The sequence below is a fragment of the Kitasatospora albolonga genome, assembly GCF_039535905.1.
GTDB lineage: Bacteria > Actinomycetota > Actinomycetes > Streptomycetales > Streptomycetaceae > Kitasatospora > Kitasatospora albolonga.
This window is the reverse complement of record NZ_BAAAYB010000149.1, coordinates 15,481-31,597: the sequence shown is the minus strand read 5'-3', so window position 1 is coordinate 31,597 and position 16,117 is coordinate 15,481. Positions and strand designations below refer to the sequence as shown.

The 16,117-nt window shown below is 70.5% G+C and carries 17 protein-coding genes; 9 read left to right on the top strand and 8 right to left on the bottom strand.

All coding sequences use genetic code 11. The features are described from left to right. The first annotated feature begins 64 nt into the window (after positions 1-64). The 3 genes from ABD946_RS36630 to ABD946_RS36620 all read left to right on the top strand — a co-directional run bounded on the left by ABD946_RS36630 (position 65) and on the right by ABD946_RS36620 (position 2,451). The gene (locus ABD946_RS36630) at positions 65-961 is read left to right on the top strand and encodes an amino acid ABC transporter permease (protein WP_345290032.1); all 897 of its coding nucleotides are present in this window, start codon (positions 65-67) and stop codon (positions 959-961) included. Further along, a complete protein-coding gene (locus ABD946_RS36625) occupies positions 958-1,746 on the top strand; it encodes an amino acid ABC transporter ATP-binding protein (RefSeq protein WP_345290030.1) in 789 nt (262 codons plus the stop codon). Before ABD946_RS36630 ends, ABD946_RS36625 begins: the two co-directional genes overlap by 4 nt. 120 nt (positions 1,747-1,866) lie before the next feature. Next, entirely contained in the window at positions 1,867-2,451 is a 585-nt protein-coding gene (locus tag ABD946_RS36620) for a CGNR zinc finger domain-containing protein (RefSeq protein ID WP_345290029.1), read from the top strand. Here ABD946_RS36620 and sodX read toward each other — a convergent pair. Continuing rightward, the gene (gene sodX, locus ABD946_RS36615; RefSeq protein ID WP_345290027.1) at positions 2,430-2,786 is read right to left on the bottom strand and encodes a nickel-type superoxide dismutase maturation protease; all 357 of its coding nucleotides are present in this window, start codon (positions 2,784-2,786) and stop codon (positions 2,430-2,432) included. The genes ABD946_RS36620 and sodX overlap by 22 nt on opposite strands. A 77-nt stretch (positions 2,787-2,863) precedes the next feature. Here sodX and sodN point away from each other — a divergent pair, with 77 nt between their 5' ends. The 4 genes from sodN (at position 2,864) to ABD946_RS36595 (ending at position 5,613) form a co-directional block, all read left to right on the top strand. Continuing rightward, positions 2,864-3,253, top strand: a complete 390-nt coding sequence (sodN, locus tag ABD946_RS36610) for a superoxide dismutase, Ni (RefSeq protein WP_345290026.1) — start codon at positions 2,864-2,866, stop codon at positions 3,251-3,253. Positions 3,254-3,365: 112 nt separating this feature from the next. Continuing rightward, the gene (locus tag ABD946_RS36605) at positions 3,366-3,839 is read left to right on the top strand and encodes a GNAT family N-acetyltransferase (RefSeq protein ID WP_345290025.1); all 474 of its coding nucleotides are present in this window, start codon (positions 3,366-3,368) and stop codon (positions 3,837-3,839) included. Positions 3,840-4,095: 256 nt separating this feature from the next. Then, positions 4,096-4,509 carry an ATP-binding protein gene (locus ABD946_RS36600; RefSeq protein WP_345290023.1) on the top strand — a complete coding sequence of 138 codons (414 nt, stop codon included), beginning with the start codon at positions 4,096-4,098 and terminating at the stop codon, positions 4,507-4,509. A 249-nt stretch (positions 4,510-4,758) separates the two neighbouring features. Continuing rightward, a complete protein-coding gene (locus ABD946_RS36595; protein ID WP_345290022.1) occupies positions 4,759-5,613 on the top strand; it encodes an RNA polymerase sigma factor SigF in 855 nt (284 codons plus the stop codon). Positions 5,614-5,637: 24 nt separating this feature from the next. Here ABD946_RS36595 and ABD946_RS36590 read toward each other — a convergent pair whose 3' ends face one another. Next, positions 5,638-6,066, bottom strand: coding sequence for a hypothetical protein (locus tag ABD946_RS36590; protein ID WP_345290021.1), 429 nt, complete (start codon positions 6,064-6,066; stop codon positions 5,638-5,640). A gap of 51 nt (positions 6,067-6,117) precedes the next feature. Between ABD946_RS36590 and ABD946_RS36585 the strand changes: the two genes are divergently transcribed. Both ABD946_RS36585 and ABD946_RS36580 read left to right on the top strand, forming a co-directional pair. Continuing rightward, a complete protein-coding gene (locus ABD946_RS36585; RefSeq protein ID WP_345290020.1) occupies positions 6,118-7,086 on the top strand; it encodes a diacylglycerol/lipid kinase family protein in 969 nt (322 codons plus the stop codon). Positions 7,087-7,437: 351 nt separating this feature from the next. Next, positions 7,438-7,689 (top strand): WhiB family transcriptional regulator, encoded by a 252-nt coding sequence (locus tag ABD946_RS36580; protein ID WP_014138019.1) that lies wholly within the window; start codon positions 7,438-7,440, stop codon positions 7,687-7,689. Positions 7,690-7,975: 286 nt separating this feature from the next. On the opposite strand, the gene ABD946_RS36575 is transcribed toward ABD946_RS36580, so the two are convergent. From ABD946_RS36575 to ABD946_RS36550, 6 genes are all read right to left on the bottom strand, one after another. Beyond that, positions 7,976-9,496, bottom strand: coding sequence for a sensor histidine kinase (locus ABD946_RS36575; protein ID WP_345290019.1), 1,521 nt, complete (start codon positions 9,494-9,496; stop codon positions 7,976-7,978). Between the two features lie 336 nt (positions 9,497-9,832). Continuing rightward, entirely contained in the window at positions 9,833-10,867 is a 1,035-nt protein-coding gene (locus tag ABD946_RS36570) for an SIS domain-containing protein (RefSeq protein ID WP_345290018.1), read from the bottom strand. Between the two features lie 191 nt (positions 10,868-11,058). Continuing rightward, the gene (locus ABD946_RS36565; RefSeq protein WP_345290017.1) at positions 11,059-12,378 is read right to left on the bottom strand and encodes an extracellular solute-binding protein; all 1,320 of its coding nucleotides are present in this window, start codon (positions 12,376-12,378) and stop codon (positions 11,059-11,061) included. Positions 12,379-12,668: 290 nt separating this feature from the next. Next, positions 12,669-14,195: a glycoside hydrolase family 3 protein gene (locus ABD946_RS36560; RefSeq protein WP_345290016.1), complete on the bottom strand. Its 1,527-nt coding sequence runs from the start codon at positions 14,193-14,195 to the stop codon at positions 12,669-12,671. A gap of 4 nt (positions 14,196-14,199) precedes the next feature. Continuing rightward, positions 14,200-14,964: a carbohydrate ABC transporter permease gene (locus ABD946_RS36555; protein ID WP_345290242.1), complete on the bottom strand. Its 765-nt coding sequence runs from the start codon at positions 14,962-14,964 to the stop codon at positions 14,200-14,202. Between the two features lie 140 nt (positions 14,965-15,104). Continuing rightward, positions 15,105-16,100 carry a carbohydrate ABC transporter permease gene (locus ABD946_RS36550; RefSeq protein ID WP_345290015.1) on the bottom strand — a complete coding sequence of 332 codons (996 nt, stop codon included), beginning with the start codon at positions 16,098-16,100 and terminating at the stop codon, positions 15,105-15,107. Positions 16,101-16,117: the final 17 nt, after the last annotated feature.

The following is a 16,117-nucleotide window of genomic DNA, read 5'->3' as shown; positions in this document are numbered from 1 at the left end:
GCCCGCACCACAGCGCGGGCCCGGCTCCGTTCCACCCCCTCGCCACGCCCGAGAGGCCCTCCGCATGAGTACCCCCTCCTCCGAGCCGGGCACGGTCCCGGCGCACCACGTGATCAAGGCGATCCCGGTCCGGCACTACGGCCGCTGGATCTCCGCCGTCGTGGTGATCGCCCTGCTCGCCTGGCTCGTCTACGCCTTCTCCCAGGGCAACATCACCTGGTCCACCACCGGTGAGTACCTGTTCAAGTCGGACACCCTCCTGGGTGCCTGGCACACGCTGCTGATCAGCGTCTGCTCGATGGCCCTCGGCCTGCTGCTCGGCGTGCTCGCCGCGGTCATGCGGCTCTCCCACAACCCGGTCACCTCGACCGTGGCCTGGGGCTACATCTGGCTGTTCCGCGGCACGCCGGTGCTGGTCCAGCTGCTGCTCTGGTGGAACCTCGCCCTGATCTTCCCGACCATGTTCGGCCAGGACACCAACACGGTGATCACCCCGTTCGTCGCAGCCCTGCTGGGCCTCGGCATCAACGAGGGCGCCTACATGGCGGAGATCGTCCGGGCCGGCATCCAGTCGGTCGACGAGGGGCAGACCGAGGCCGCCCACGCGCTCGGCATGTCCCGGGTGAAGACCATGTACCGGGTCGTGCTGCCGCAGGCCATGCGGGTGATCGTGCCGCCCAGCGGCAACGAGTTCATCAACATGCTGAAGACCTCCTCGCTGGCGTACGTGGTGACCTACCCCGAGCTGATGACCAAGGCGAAGGACGTCTACACCAACAACCTCGCGGTGATGGAGCTGCTCTTCGTCGTCTCCTTCTGGTACCTGGTGCTCACCACGGTGTTCAGCATCGGCCAGTACTACCTGGAGCGGCACTACGCCAAGGGCTCCTCCCGCAACCTGCCGGCCACCCCGCTGCAGAAGATCAAGGCCAACCTGACCTCCCTGGGGCGTGCCCGATGACCTCCTTCGACAAGCCCGCCACGGACCAGCCGCTGGTCCGCGCCGAGGGCGTGCGCAAGTCCTACGGCCCGGTCGAGGTGCTCAAGGGCATCGACCTCGAGGTCAAGCAGGGCGAGGTGTTCTGCCTGGTCGGTCCGTCCGGCTCCGGCAAGTCCACCTTCCTGCGGTGCATCAACCACCTGGAGCAGATCAACGCCGGGCGCCTCTGGGTGGACGGCAAGCTGGTCGGTTACCGGCAGAAGGGCGACAAGCTCTACGAGCTGAAGGACAGTGAGGTCGCCCTCCAGCGGCGGGACATCGGCATGGTGTTCCAGCGCTTCAACCTCTTCCCGCACATGACCGCGCTGGAGAACGTGATCGAGGCGCCGGTCCAGGTGAAGAACCGGAGCAAGGCCGAGGCGAGGACCCAGGGCCTGGAGCTGCTGGCCCGGGTCGGCCTGGCCGACAAGGCCGGCAACTACCCCTCCCAGCTCTCCGGCGGCCAGCAGCAGCGGGTGGCGATCGCCCGGGCCCTGGCCATGGAGCCCAAGCTGATGCTCTTCGACGAGCCCACCTCGGCGCTCGACCCGGAGCTGGTCGGCGACGTCCTCGACGTCATGCGCCAGCTGGCCCGGGACGGGATGACCATGATCGTGGTCACCCACGAGATGGGCTTCGCCCGCGAGGTCGGCGACGCGCTGGTCTTCATGGACGGCGGCGTGGTGGTCGAGTCCGGCCACCCGCGCGAGGTGCTGACCAACCCGCAGCACGAGCGCACCCGCGCCTTCCTGTCCCGCGTGCTCTGACGCGGCGCGCCCCCGGGGAGCCCCGGTGAGCCCTTCCGGCTCACCGGGGCTCCCCTTTCCGTTCACCGAGGTAATACCCTAGGAGCAGCTCACCCGTTACCGGCCCTGGAAGGACCAACCGTGGAGCTCGCCGCGTACGCCAACTTCGCCGTTCGCCTGGTGAACAGCGAGGAGCCCGACCGGGGCACCGACTCGCTGACCTCGGTCGAGGCCGTGCGCTCGCTGTTCGGCCCCTCCTCGCAGGCGGCCCGGCTGGCGGACGAGAGCGACCTGCCGCGGCTGCGCGCGGTGCGGACCAGGCTGCGCGGGGTCTTCGAGGCCGCGGCCGAGGGCGACGAGGTGCGCGGGGTGGACCTGCTGAACAGCCTGCTGGTGGAGTACCCCGTCAGCCCGCTGGTCTCCGGCCACGACTACCTGGACGACGCCGGCCGCCCGCGCTGGCACCTGCACCTGGCCGACAACGCGCCGACCGCCGCCGCCAACTTCACCGCGGTGGCCTGCATGGGCCTGGCCATCCACCTCACCGAGCTGGGCGCCGACCGGCTCGGCATCTGCCAGGCCGCGCCGTGCCGCAACTCCTACCTGGACACCTCCACCAACCGCTCCCGGCGCTACTGCTCCGACCGCTGCGCCACCCGGGCCAACGTGGCCGCCTACCGCGCCCGCAAGCGCGAGGAGGCCCGTCAGGCGGCCGCGGCGGGCTGAGCCGGGCCCTGGCGGCGCGGCCACCCCAGCCGGCAGAGCACCTGACCGAGGATCAACTCCTCGGGCACCGCTCCGTACTGACGGCTGTCGGTCTCCACGAAGGGGTTGTCGGAGACCATCCACCAGCCCTCCGGGCGCCGCTCCACGGCCCGTTTGAGCACCAGCAGGCCCGGGTGCCGGGGATGTTCGAAGAGTGCGACCCGCCCGGGGCGGAGCGCCGCGCCGTACCGGACCAGCACCCGGTCGCCGTCCCGAAGGGTGGGACGCATCGAGGGCCCGGCGACCAGCGCCACCCCGAACGGCAGTAGCCCGTCGCGCTGCTGTCGGTCCGTCATGCACCCTCCGTCCGGCCAAACCCAGGACCGAAGGGTAATCTCTGGCGCGGGAAGACGATTTCAGAAGGGACTCCCCAATGCGTCTGTTCACTTCGCGCGTCACCGCGCACGCCCACTGCGACCTGCCCTGCGGCGTGTACGACCCGGCCCAGGCCCGGATCGAGGCCGAGTCGGTCAAGGCCACCCAGGAGAAGTACCAGGCCAACGAGGACGCGGTCTTCCGGGCCCGCGCCATCGTCATCAAGGAGGAGCGGGCCGAGCTGGTCAAGCACCACCTCTCGGTGCTGCACACCGACTACTTCAAGGCCCCGCACTTCGAGAAGTACCCGCAGCTGCACGAGCTGTTCAACAACGCGGGCAAGGCGGCCTCGGCCGCCAAGGCGTCCACCGACCCGGCCACCGGCCAGGCCCTGCTGGACCTGATCGCGGAGATCGACAGCATCTTCTGGGAGACCAAGAAGGCCTGACGCTCCACCACCGGTGCCCCGGTCGTTCCCGACGGAACGGCCGGGGCACCGGCGCGTCCGGCCACGGGAAACCCACAGCCGCGATCCCCGGCCGCCCGAGTAGGCTCGCCGTATGATCCGCGAAGCAACGCCGTCCGACGTCCCCCTGATCCTCGACCTGATCCGCGAACTGGCGGAGTACGAGAAGGCCCCCGACGAGGCCGTGGCCACCGAGGAGCAGCTGCGCGAGTCGCTGTTCGGCGCGAACCCCGCCGTCTTCGGCCTGATCGCCGAGGAGGACGGCGGCGAGGCGGTCGGCTTCGCCCTCTGGTTCCGGAACTTCTCCACCTGGCGCGGCACCCACGGGGTCTACCTGGAGGACCTCTACGTCCGCCCCACCGCCCGCGGCGGCGGCCACGGCAAGGCCCTGCTCACCGAGCTGGCCCGGATCTGCGTGCGCAACGGCTACTCCCGCCTGGAGTGGACCGTGCTGGACTGGAACGAGCCGGCCATCGGCTTCTACACCTCGCTGGGCGCGGTGGGCATGGACGAGTGGACCGTGCACCGGCTCAGCGGCGACGCGCTGGCCGCCCTCGGCGCCGAGTAGCGGAGCCCCGTGCCTGCCACGGCAGTTCGAACTCCTTCGCCCGTTCCCGTGACTGACGTCGGGGATCGCGACAAGCGTCGGTCCGGCGCGGTAACGTCTCGGGCGGATGCGCGGCGTTCCGACCTCTCCCGTATGGGTATGACCGGTACGTACCGCACCACCCCTCTTCACAGTTGGGGCTGAGCAGTTGAACCGAGCAACAGGAAGTGCCGCGGCCTCCCGGCCGCAAGCACCGCGCGTCACCCAGGAGGTGAGGGTGTCCCAGATCGACGGCGATCCCGGAGTGAAGGACTTCGTCGAAGTCCGGCTGCCCGCGGCGGGGGCGTACCTCTCGGTGCTGCGAACGGCGACGGCCGGTCTCGCGGCCCGTTTGGACTTCACCCTCGACGAGATCGAGGACCTCCGGATCGCGGTGGACGAAGCCTGCGCCATCCTGCTCCAGCAGGCTGTCCCGGGCTCCGTGCTGAGCTGCGAGTTCCGCCTGGTCGGTGACTCGCTCCGGGTCACCGTGGCGGCCCCGACCACCGACGGCCGGGCCCCCGAGCGGGACACCTTCGCCTGGACGGTGCTCTCCGCACTGGCCGGTGAGGTGGAGTCCACGGTCGGCGCGGACAACACCGTGAGCATCAGCCTGCACAAGAAGCGCGGCGGAGCACCGGTCGCGGTGTGAGTCCACTCGCGAAGCCGTGCGCGCGGCCGGGCCGCGCGTACGGCTCCCCGTACCGCAGCGCGGTACGACCCTCAGTGAAGTGCTCCCGGAACGGAACGGGTGACCGCCGTGAGTGATCTCGACCGCACAGGCATGGGCCCGGGCCCGGCCGCCACCGCAGAGGTGACCGTGCCGGCCCAGCCGAGCGCCGCCGCCCCGCCCCCTGCCCGATCCGACCCCGCCGACGTGCACCCGAAGGACAACCATCGGATGACCCAGCCGACAGACCCGACGAACGACCAGCCGCCCGCCTCGCCGGTGCGCCCGCCGGTCGCCGGAGCCGTCCCGGCCCAGGCGCACCGCTCCGGCGCGCCGGACCGCGAGGCCGCGCGGGCGCTCTTCGTCCGGCTGGCGGAGCTGCCGGAGGGTTCGCCCGAGCGGGTCGAGCTGCGCAACCAGCTGGTCCGGATGCACATCCCGCTGGTCGAGCACCTGGCCCGCCGCTTCCGCAACCGCGGCGAGCCGCTGGACGACCTGACCCAGGTCGCCACCATCGGTCTGATCAAGTCGGTGGACCGCTTCGACCACGAGCGCGGGGTGGAGTTCTCCACCTACGCGACCCCGACCATCGTCGGCGAGATCAAGCGCCACTTCCGGGACAAGGGCTGGGCGGTCCGCGTCCCGCGCCGCCTCCAGGAGCTCAGACTCTCGCTCACCACGGCGACCAGCGAGCTCTCCCAGCGGCACGGCCGCTCCCCCACGGTGCACGAGCTGGCCGAGCACCTCGGCATCTCCGAGGAGGACGTGCTGGAGGGCCTGGAGTCGGCCAACGCCTACTCCACCCTCTCCCTCGACGTGCCGGACAGCGACGACGAGTCCCCCGCGGTGGCCGACACCCTGGGCGCCACCGACGAGGCGCTGGAGGGAGTCGAGTACCGCGAGTCGCTCAAGCCGCTGCTGGCCCAACTCCCGCCCCGGGAGCAGAAGATCCTGGTGCTGCGGTTCTTCCGGAACATGACGCAGTCCCAGATCGCGGCCGAGGTCGGCATCTCCCAGATGCACGTCTCCCGGCTGCTGGCCCGCACCCTGGCCCAGCTCCGGGAGAAGCTCCTCGTCGAGGAGTGACGGACCCTCGGGGCCCGTCCTCCGTCAGGACCCCTCGGCGGTGCTCTGCTGCGCGTAGAGCACCGCCGTCACCTTCGGGTTGAGCAGCGCGCCGATGCCGATCAGGCCGACGACGCCGATCACCACGCCGAGCACCTGCATCGCGCCGCCGTTCTGCCACATGTAGTAGGCGACCGGCAGGCAGATCGAGTTGGTCAGCACGGCCGGCGTGCGACCCCAGCGGCGCAGCCGCAGCAGGGCCCGCCCGGCCAGCAGCGGCTGCAGGCCCAGCAGCAGCAGGATCACCCCGCCGAACTCGCTGCGGCCCAGCGCCGGGGAGTCCCAGAAGAACCCGGCGATCACGTCGTAGAGGCCCCAGCCAGCCAGCGCCGCACCCTCCAGCGCGGTGATCGCGGCGCCGACGACGAGCGCGGTGGGCCGGGCGGGGCTGGTGGTCATGGAATCGGTGGTCACTCCAGCAGGGTAGCCGCAGCGGTTCGCACCCCGACCCGTAGGCTGAGCGCCATGCGCGCTCTCCTGGTCGTGAACCCGAAGGCGACCACCACCAGTGGACGCACCCGCGACGTGCTGATCCACGCCCTGCGCAGCGATCTCCGCCTGGAGGTGGCCCACACGGAGTACCGGGGCCACGCCCGCGACCTGGCCGAGGGGGCCGCCGAGCGCGGCTTCGACCTGGTGGTCTCGCTGGGCGGCGACGGCACGGTCAACGAGATCGTCAACGGGCTGCTCGCGCACGGCCCCTCCGATCGGGTGCCCCGGCTGGCCGTCGTCCCGGGCGGCTCGACCAACGTCTTCGCCCGCACCCTCGGCCTGCCGAACGACCCGGTCGAGGCCACCGGCGCCCTGCTGGACGCCCTGGAGCACCGCCGCGAGCGCGCGGTCAGCCTGGGCAAGGCGATGTCCGAGGGCCTCCCCGACCGCTGGTTCACCTTCACCGCGGGCCTGGGCTTCGACGCCGGCGTGGTGGGCCGGGTGGAGGCCCAGCGGCGGGCCGGGAAGAAGTCCACCCACGCGCTCTACGTGAGCCAGGCGCTCCGGCACTTCGTCACCGAGCGTGATCATCGCCGCAACGGCCCCATCAGCCTGGAAATCAACGGCCGGGAACCCGTCCCGGGCCTCGTCCTGGCCATAGTCAGCAACACCTCGCCCTGGACCTTCCTGGGCAGCCGACCGGTGTTCCCCTCCCCCTCCGCGTCCTTCGACACCGACCTGGACATCTTCGGCATCACTCGAATGACCGCGTTCGGCACGGCTCGAACGGTGCGTCAGATTCTGCGTTCGCACACGACTTCGGAAGGCCGCACAGGGCCGTCCGGCCCTACGGGCAAGCACCTCGTCTCCTACCACGACGTCCGACACTTCACCTTGGTTTCACAGGAACCGGCCCCGTTTCAGGTCGACGGGGACCACCTTGGAGACAGGAGTCGCGTCAGTTTCACAGGCGTTCGGCGGGCACTGCGTGTGATTGTGTGACCAGAAGGGCCCGTTGCCCTTCTTCTCGAACGCACAAGCCCCCTTCACCCCATAGAAGTACGGGCTGTGAGCTAGGCGACACCGAAGAATCAAAAATTTCCAGCCGAAGGGGGTTGTATCCGAGCCCGAGGTTTGCGAACCTCTACATGGCGATCGGGACACGTCGCAGCGGGACATACCGCGACAAGCTCCCTTGATAGCCCGAACCCCCTCCAGCACAGACCTCCCAGGCCCCACGGGGCCTTTGGTCCCTTTTGCTGTCGCGGGATTCGTGAAAGCGTTCACATTCACAAGCCACCATCGATTGCGTCGCGCGGGCCACAGCCTGCCGACCGGAGGAGTTGGACGAACATGGACTGGCGCCACCGCGCTGTCTGTCGCGAAGAGGACCCGGAGCTGTTCTTCCCCATCGGGAACACCGGCCCCGCTCTGCTGCAGATCGAGGAAGCCAAGGCCGTGTGCCGCCGTTGCCCCGTCATGGAGCAGTGCCTCCAGTGGGCGCTCGAGACCGGCCAGGACGCCGGCGTCTGGGGCGGCATGAGCGAGGACGAGCGTCGTGCGATGAAGCGCCGCGCCGCCCGCAACCGCGCCCGCACCGCCTGAGTGACCGTCAGCCCCGCCTGATCAACCAACGATCAAGGGTCAGGCAGCGCCGTACGGCGCGCCGGGCCTTCCGCACTGCGGGTACTTGATACTGTTCACTTAGAGCAATACCGTGGAGCTGTGGCGCTCACCGTGTGCAACACGTCGAGCGAGTGCCGCGCGACACCACAGAGCCCCCGTTCCGGCCGACTCCCCCCGACGGCCGGAACGGGTTGAGAGGCCCTGTCGACCCACCCCCCCGGTCGACAGGGCCTCGTTTCTTTTGGGCCCGCGGGCCTCCGGCGGCTCAGCGGACCGGGATCTCCAGGATCACCTTCGTCCCCCCGTCCGGCGCCGCCACCATGTCGAAGCTCCCGCCGAGCTCGTTGGTGGCCAGGGTCCGGACGATCTGCAGCCCGAGGTTCCCCGAGGTCTGCGGGTCGAAGCCCTCCGGCATGCCGGTGCCGTCGTCCTGCACCGTGATCAGCAGGTACTCCTCCGGCTTGGCCCCGGTGTTCCAACTGTCCGACCAGCCCTTGCCGGTGGCCGGCGCCCGCCCGCGGAGCGCGCTGACCTCCAGGTTGCCCCCGGCGCTCGGGCCGAAGGCGTGCTCCAGCGCGTTCTGCAGCAGTTCGGTGAGCACCATCGCCAGCGGCGTGGCCATCTCCGCCGAGAGGATGCCGAAGGAGCCGCTGCGCCGGGTGGCCACCCGCCCGTCCTGGGAGAGCTCCATCACCATGGCCAGCACCCGGTCGGCGATCTCGTCGAAGGCCACCGCCTCGTCCAGCCCCTGCGAGAGCGTCTCGTGCACGATGGCGATCGAGCCGACCCGCCGCACCGCCTCGTCCAGCGCGGCCCGCCCGGACTCCGAGTCCATCCGCCGGGCCTGCAGCCGCAGCAGCGCGGCCACCGTCTGGAGGTTGTTCTTCACCCGGTGGTGGATCTCCCGGATGGTCGCGTCCTTGGTCATCAACTCCCGGTCACGGCGCCGGAGTTCGGTGACGTCCCGGCAGAGCACCAGCGAGCCGGTGAGCGTCCCCTTCGGCTTGAGCGGGATGGCCCGCAGGGTGACCACGCCGCCCTGGGCCTCGACCTCGGTCTGCCGCGGCGCCCAGCCGCTGGCCAGCTTGACCAGGGCCTCGTGCACCGCGCCGCGCGAGGGCGGCACCAACTCGGCGGTGGCGCGGCCCAGATGACTGCCGACCAGGTCGGTGGTGAGGCCCAGGCGGTGGTACGCGGAGAGCGCGTTGGGGCTGGCGTAGGTGACGATGCCGTCGGCGTCCAGCCGGATCAGGCCGTCGCCGACCCGGGGGGCGGCGTCCATGTCGGCCTGCTCGACGCCCGGGTAGGGGAAGCTGCCGGCCGCGATCATCTGGGCCAGGTCGGAGGCGGACTGCAGGTAGGTGAGCTCCAGCCGGCTGGGCGTGCGGACGGTCAGCAGGTTGGTGTTGCGGGCGATCACCCCGAGTACCCGGCCCTCCCGGCGGACCGGGATGGACTCCACCCGGACGGGCACTTCCTCGCGCCACTCCGGATCGCCCTCGCGGACGATCCGCCCCTCGTCGTAGGCGGCGTCCAGCAGCGGCCGGCGGCCCCGGGGCACCAGGTGGCCGACCATGTCGTCCTGGTAGGAGGTGGGGCCCGTGTTGGGCCGCATCTGGGCCACCGAGACGTAGCGGATGCCGTCCCAGGTGGGGATCCAGAGCACCAGGTCGGCGAAGGAGAGGTCGGAGAGCAGCTGCCACTCCGAGACCAGCATGTGCAGCCACTCCACGTCGGCACCCGTCAGGGTGGTGTGGCGGCGGACGAGTTCGTTCAGCGAGGGCACAGGGCGAGCGTATCCGGAGCTGCCCGGCGGGGGCCTCCCGGAGCGGTCGGCACCGATCGCGGGAGCTCTCTGGACAACCAGGATTGGTCTAGTCCACAATGGAAGAGCACCAAGGAGACACCCCCCGCGCAACTGCCCTGACCGCGCGCGGTGCCTCCTCGGTCGGACGCTCCGGACCGGCGACCCCGCACAGTCTCCGGCCCAGTGGAGCGACCGACGACAGCTCCGGGCTGCGGTGCCGCACAGGTTGAGGGTCCTGTGTCGGCGCCGTGGCCCGTAGTGCTTCCCGGGCCCTGTCGGCCCATCCCTCGCCCGCGGCTCCTCCCCCGCGCCCCGTCACTTGGCCAGCGCCCGCGGCGCGTCCGGGTCCTGCCCGCGGGCCACGGCCACCTCGTGGGCCAGCTGCTGCAGCGGTAGGATCTCCAGCACCGGCTGCAGCTCCTCCGGTACCCCGGACGGCAGCACGAACCCTGCCGAGGCGGCCGCCACCTGCTCCTCGCCGCCGAACACCACCAGGTCCGCGCCGCGGCCCCGCAGCCGGTCCAGCACCGGCTGGAGCGCCTCGCCGCCCTTGCCCTCCGGCACCACCGCGATCACCGGTGAGACGTTGTCCACCATCGCCAGCGGCCCGTGCAGCAGGTCGGCGCCGGAGAAGGCCGAGGCCGGGATGTAGCTGGTCTCCATCAGCTTGAGCGCGGCCTCCCGGGCGGTCGGGTAGCCGTAGCCGCGCGAGGTGAGCACCAGCCGCTGGGCGAAGCGGTAGCGCTCGGCCAGCGCCCGCACCTCGTCCCGCCGCCCGAGCACCTGCTCGGCCAGCTCCGGGAGCCCCTCGGCGGCCTCCCCGCCCTCGCCGCGCAGGCCCCGCACCAGCAGGTAGAGGGTCAGCAGTTCGGCGGTGTAGGTCTTGGTGGCCGGCAGGGCCCGCTCGGGCCCGGCCAGCACGTCCACGTGGAACTCGGAGAGCTCGGCGAGCGGCGAGCCCGCGTTGTTGGTGACGGCCAGGGTGACGGCCCCGGCCTCCCGGGCCGCGATGGTGGAGGCCACCAGGTCGGGCGAGCCGCCGGACTGGCTGACCGTCACCACCAGCACGTCGGTGAGGTCGGGGCGCGCCCCGTAGGCGGTGACGGTGGACATCGAGCTGAGCCCGGCCGGGCGGCCGAGCAGGATCTCCACCAGGTACTTGGCGTACAGCGCGGCGTTGTCCGAGGTGCCGCGCGCGGTCAGCAGCACGAACCTCGGGCGGCGGGCGGCGATCTCGGCCGCGATGGCGGCGATCCCCGGGGCGCCCTCGTCGAGGATCCGGCGGAGCACGGCGGGCTGCTCGGCCGTCTCCGCCGCCATGATGCGGCCGGGCCCTTCGGCGACGGACATCTGACGCTGCCTCCGGCTCGGTCGGCCCCCCTCGGACTTCCCGCTGGTGAGCCTACGGAGCGTCGGCGGCCCGGGCACGCGGAGGGCCGCCGTCCGGTGGAGCGCGGACGGCGGCCCTGGCGGTGCGTCAGGAATTCGGTGCTTCAGGACGTCGGTGCGTCAGGACGTCGGTGCGTCAGGACGTCGGTGCGTCAGGACGGCTGGTTGATCAGCTGGTCGATCTTGGCGTCGGCCTCCTGGGTGGCCTGGTCGACCGACTTACCGCCCTTGAGGATGTCGGTGAGCATGGTCACCAGCACGTTCTGCTTCTCGATCGCGCCCCAGCCGGGGGCCAGCGGGGTGAACCAGGCGTTCGGCACCGCGTTGGCCGCCGCCGCCGTGGCGGGCTTGGACTTCAGCGGGGCGAGCTGGGTCAGGTTGTTCGGCAGGGTGTCCTTGTCGACCAGCACCTGCTGCGACTTGGCGCTGGTGAACATCCGGATCCAGTCCTTGGCCGCGTCCTGGTTCGGCGACTTGGCGGTGACCGCCAGGTCCGAGCCGCCGATGAAGGAGGGCAGCGGCTTGCCGTTGGGGCCGGGCATGCCGACCACCTTGAGCACGTCCTTGAGCGCGGGGTTGCCGCCGACCGGGGCGGTGGCGGTGCCGATCTCCCAGCCGTTGCCGTAGAGCATCGCGGTCTTCTGCTTGCCGAGCACGCCGGACTGGTTGAGCTCGTTCACGGTGAGGTCGCCGTTGTTGTACTTCTTCACCAGGTCGACGAAGTGCTGGACGCCCTGCTGGGACTTGGCGTCGTGCAGCGAGCCGTGCCACTTGCCGGTGGAGTCGAAGCGGGCGATGGTGCCGCCGTACGCCTCGACGTAGGACATCGCGGCGTACCAGTACGGGCCGGGCAGGTAGAGCGCCGAGTAGGTCTTGTCGCCCTTGCGCTTGGCCGCCACCTTGTCGAGCGCGACCCGCAGCTCGTCCTCGGTGGCCGGGAAGTCGGCGCTGCCGGTGGCTTCCTGGAACGCGGCGGTGTTGTAGATGCCGACCCGGGCGCCCGCGTAGTACGGGACGCAGTAGAGCTTGTCCTGGTACTCGCAGGTCTTGACCAGGCCCTTGATCCAGGTGTCGGAGTTGTCGTAGCTCGCCTTGTCCACCGTGGCCAGGGAATTGTTCAGGATGTACTTCATGGTCTCGGTGTTGCCGAGTTCGACCACGTCCGGCACCTCGGTCTGGCCGGCCAGCGCCGCGTCCAGCTTGGTGATCTTGTCGGCCCAGGTCTGGTAGCTCAGCTTGAGGTCGATCTTGGGGTACTTGGCCGCGAACTCGTCGTTGACCTGCTGGACCAGCTCGGGCCAGTTCTGCTGGGCCTCGTTCATCAGCCAGATGGTGACGCTGCCGGTCATCGCCTTCGGGTCCGCGCTGCTCGGACCGCCACTCTTGGCACCCGAACCACCGCCGCTCCCGCAGGCAGCCGTGCTCGCGAGCAGTGCAGCGACGCCGAACGCCGCCATGAGCCGACGGTTCACGCCATCCTCCTGGAATCGATCCCGGCCCAAGCTGTGGTTTAGACCGGATTGCTGGAGACTGGCCTAGACCAAAGCCGGTGTCAACGGATTCCGGGTGTCCAAGTGACGGACGTTGCAGACCTGTTGTGAGTCGTGTGCGATGCGTTGCCGGTCAGGCACATAGGGTTCCCTTAATGCTCCGTTAAGGCAGCCTGATGATCCGTCAGAATTCTTGTCGCGAACACGGAAAAAGCCCCCGGAAGGAATTCTTCCGGGGGCTTTTTGTTGACGTTACGTCAATTGCATTCGACTCACCGGCCGGTGAGCACCTCGACGGCCGCCAGTCCGCAGACCCGTGCGGCGCCGTGGGTGGCCACGTACAGGGCTCCGGCGGGCTTGGCCTGGGGGACGCCCATCTCGACCACCGCGGCGTCCGGACGGGCCGCCAGGAGCCTCGTCAGGAGCGCCGTCATCCACGGGTAGCGGTGCTCGTCGCGGACCACCAGGACCAGGCTGCGGCCCTCGGCGCCGGCCAGCAGGCGGTCGGCGGTGGCCGCCAGCGCCTCCGGGGTGGCGTCCTCGGGGCCGACGCTCGCGGCCTCGGTGCCCGGGAAGCGGTCGGCCAGCATGGCCGAGACGCCCCACGGGGTCTCGTAGCCGACCGCGAAGTTGGGCTCGGCGGAGAGCGAGGCGACGAACGGACGCTCCGTCACCGGGGTGAACGGGCGGCCCGGGGCGCGGACCACCTTCAGGGCCCGGCGGGCGGCCCGCAGGCCGATCGCCAGCTCCGGGTCGGACTGGCCGGCCTGGGCCTCGATCCGGGCCCAGGAGCCGAGCGCGCGGACCCGCTGGGCCGCGTCCGCCAGCCGCTCCTCGGCGAGCTCGCCGGAGCGGACGCCCTCGACGATGGCGTCGCGCAGGTGGAGCACCGTCTCCTCGTCGTCGTGGCCGCCGCCGACGCAGATCGCGTCGGCGCCGGCCGCGAGCGCCCGCACCGTGCCGTTGCCCATCCCGTAGGTGTCCGAGATGGCGCCCATCTCGATCCCGTCGGTCACGATCAGGCCCTGGTAACCCATCTGACCGCGCAACAGGTCGGTGAGGACCGAGCGGCTGAGGGTGGCGGGCAGGGCCGGGTCCAGTGCCGGGACCATGATGTGAGCGGTCATCACGGACTTGGCACCGGCCTCGATCGCGGCCAGGAAGGGCGGCAGGTCGCGGGAGCGCAGCAGGTCCACGTCGACGTCGACCACCGGCAGGCCCAGGTGCGAGTCGATCGCGGTGTCCCCGTGCCCGGGGAAGTGCTTGGCGCAGGCGGCCACGCCGGCCGACTGCAGGCCGGTGACCCAGGCCGCCGTGTGGCGGGCGCAGAGCTCGGGGTCGTCGCCGAAGGAGCGCACGCCGATCACCGGGTTGCGCGGGTCGGAGTTGACGTCGGCCGAGGGCGCCCAGTTGTGGTTGATGCCGCAGGCCACCAGGGCCCGGGCCAGCTCGCGGGCGACGTTCTCGGTGAGGGCCGTGTCGTCGATCGCGCCGAGCGCGAGGTTGCCCGGCCAGGAGGAGCCGGACGGGGCCTCGATCCGGGTGACGTCGCCGCCCTCCTCGTCGATGGCGATGAGCAGGTCCGGGTTCTCCGCGCGCAGCTGGGCGGTGAGCTCCGCCAGCTGCTTGAGGTCGATCACGTTGCGGCCGAACAGGGCGACCGAGCCGAGGCCGTCGGCCAGGTGCCGGCGCACCCAGTCCGGCGGGGTGGCGGTGCCCACGAAGCCGGGCTGCAGGACCGTCAGGGCGTCCCGGTGGAGCTGGTCGCTGCCGGTCACGGCGGGGGTCAGGATGCTCATCGGCTCAGCCCTTCACGGCGCCGGCGGTGAGACCGGAGGCGATCCGGCGCTGCACCAGGAGGAAGAAGATCACCACGGGGATGGCCATCATCGTGGAGCCGGCCATCATCGGGGCGTACTCGGTGCCGCGGGTGGTGGTGAAGTTGCCGAGCCACACCGTCGCGGTGGTGTTGGTCTGGCTGAGCAGCTGGAGCGCGTAGAGGTACTCGTTCCAGGCCTGGATGAAGCCGTAGATCGCGGTGGCCACCATGCCGGGGGCCAGCAGCGGGAAGACCACCCGGACGAACGCCCCGGTGCGGGTGCAGCCGTCCACCATGGCCGACTCCTCGAGCTCCTTCGGGATGTTCACGATGAAGCCGCGCAGGGTCCACACCGTGAAGGGGAGCACGAAGGTGAGGTAGGTCAGGATGATGCCGGAGAGCTTGTTGTACTGGCCCAGGTCGTTCAGCAGCAGGAAGACCGGGATGATCATCGCGACCAGCGGGACCATCTGGACCGTCAGGATGCCGACGATGACCACCTTGCGGCCGCGGAAGGCGAAGCGGGAGATGGCGAGCGCGGCGAGCAGGCCGACCACCAGGCCGATGGCCACGGTGGAGCCGGCGATGATCAGCGAGCGGGTGACCGGGCCCCAGAAGTCGGAGACCTCCAGCGCGCGCTTGAAGTTCTCCAGCGAGAGCGGGAACGGCAGGAACTTCGGGTCGGTGGAGATGGCGTCCTTGGACGGCTTGAGCGCCGTGTTGACCATCCAGTAGACCGGGAAGCCCATGACCACGGCGGTGATGACGCCGAGCAGGTTGTAGAGCGGGCGCCCCTTGGGGGCCTTCTCCTTGACCTTCTTGGGCTTGGCGGCCGGGGCCGGGGCGACGGGCTGCTCGGACGCGGCGGGTGCGGCGGTGTCGGTCATCGTCACTCCACCTCTCCAATCTTCAGCATCTGGCGCATGTAGACGGCGATCACGCCGAGCAGCAGCAGAACGGTCAGCAGGGCGATGGCGGAGCCCATCGAGTAGTCGTTGACCACGAACGCCTTGTCGTAGGAGTAGGTGGTGAGCAGCTGGTACTCGGGCTCGGGGTGGCCGCCGCGCATCAGGAAGACCTGGGCGAAGACGCCCATGTCCCAGATCACGGAGAGGGTGGCCAGCATGACGATGATGGGCTTGAGCACCGGCACGGTGACGTAGCGGAAGACCTTGAAGGCACCGGCGCCGTCCATCCGGGCCGCCTCCTCCAGCTCCTTGGGGACCTGGGTGAGACCGGCGTGCAGGGTGATCGCCACGAACGGGACCGCACCCCAGACCACCAGGGCCATGATGATGGTGAAGCCCTGGGTGGAGTCGATGAACCAGTTGTGCTTCTCGAAGTCCAGGCCGACCTTGGTGAGCAGCCAGTTGACGACGCCGTAGTCGCTGTCGAACATCCACTTGAAGACGGTGACGGCGACCACGATGGGCATCGCCCAGCTCGCCACCAGAGCGATGTTGATCAGCGTCTTCACCCAGCCGGAGACCCGGACCAGCAGCATCGCGATCAGCATGCCGACGATCATGGTGAAAACCACCGCGCCGACCGTGAAGAGGATGGTGCGGACCACGACGTCCCAGAAGACCGAGTCGCCGAGCACGGTGGTGAAGTTCTTGAAGCCGACCCACTCGGTGGGGATGAAGCCCCAGAGCTGGGACTGCCCGAAGTCCTGGAACGACAGCGTGACCAGCCGGACCAGGGGGTAGCCGAGGACGACCGCCAGCACGACCATGGTGGGCGCCAGCAGCAGCCACGGGGCCGCAGCGGTGCCCATCCGGCCGCCGCGCGGCGGCTTGGCGGCTCTGCCGGAGGCGGGCGTGCCCACGGATGATGAGGGCCGCTTCGGCGGCACCTTCGCGGTGGATGTGTCGGCACTCATCACGTGCTCCTCAACTACGC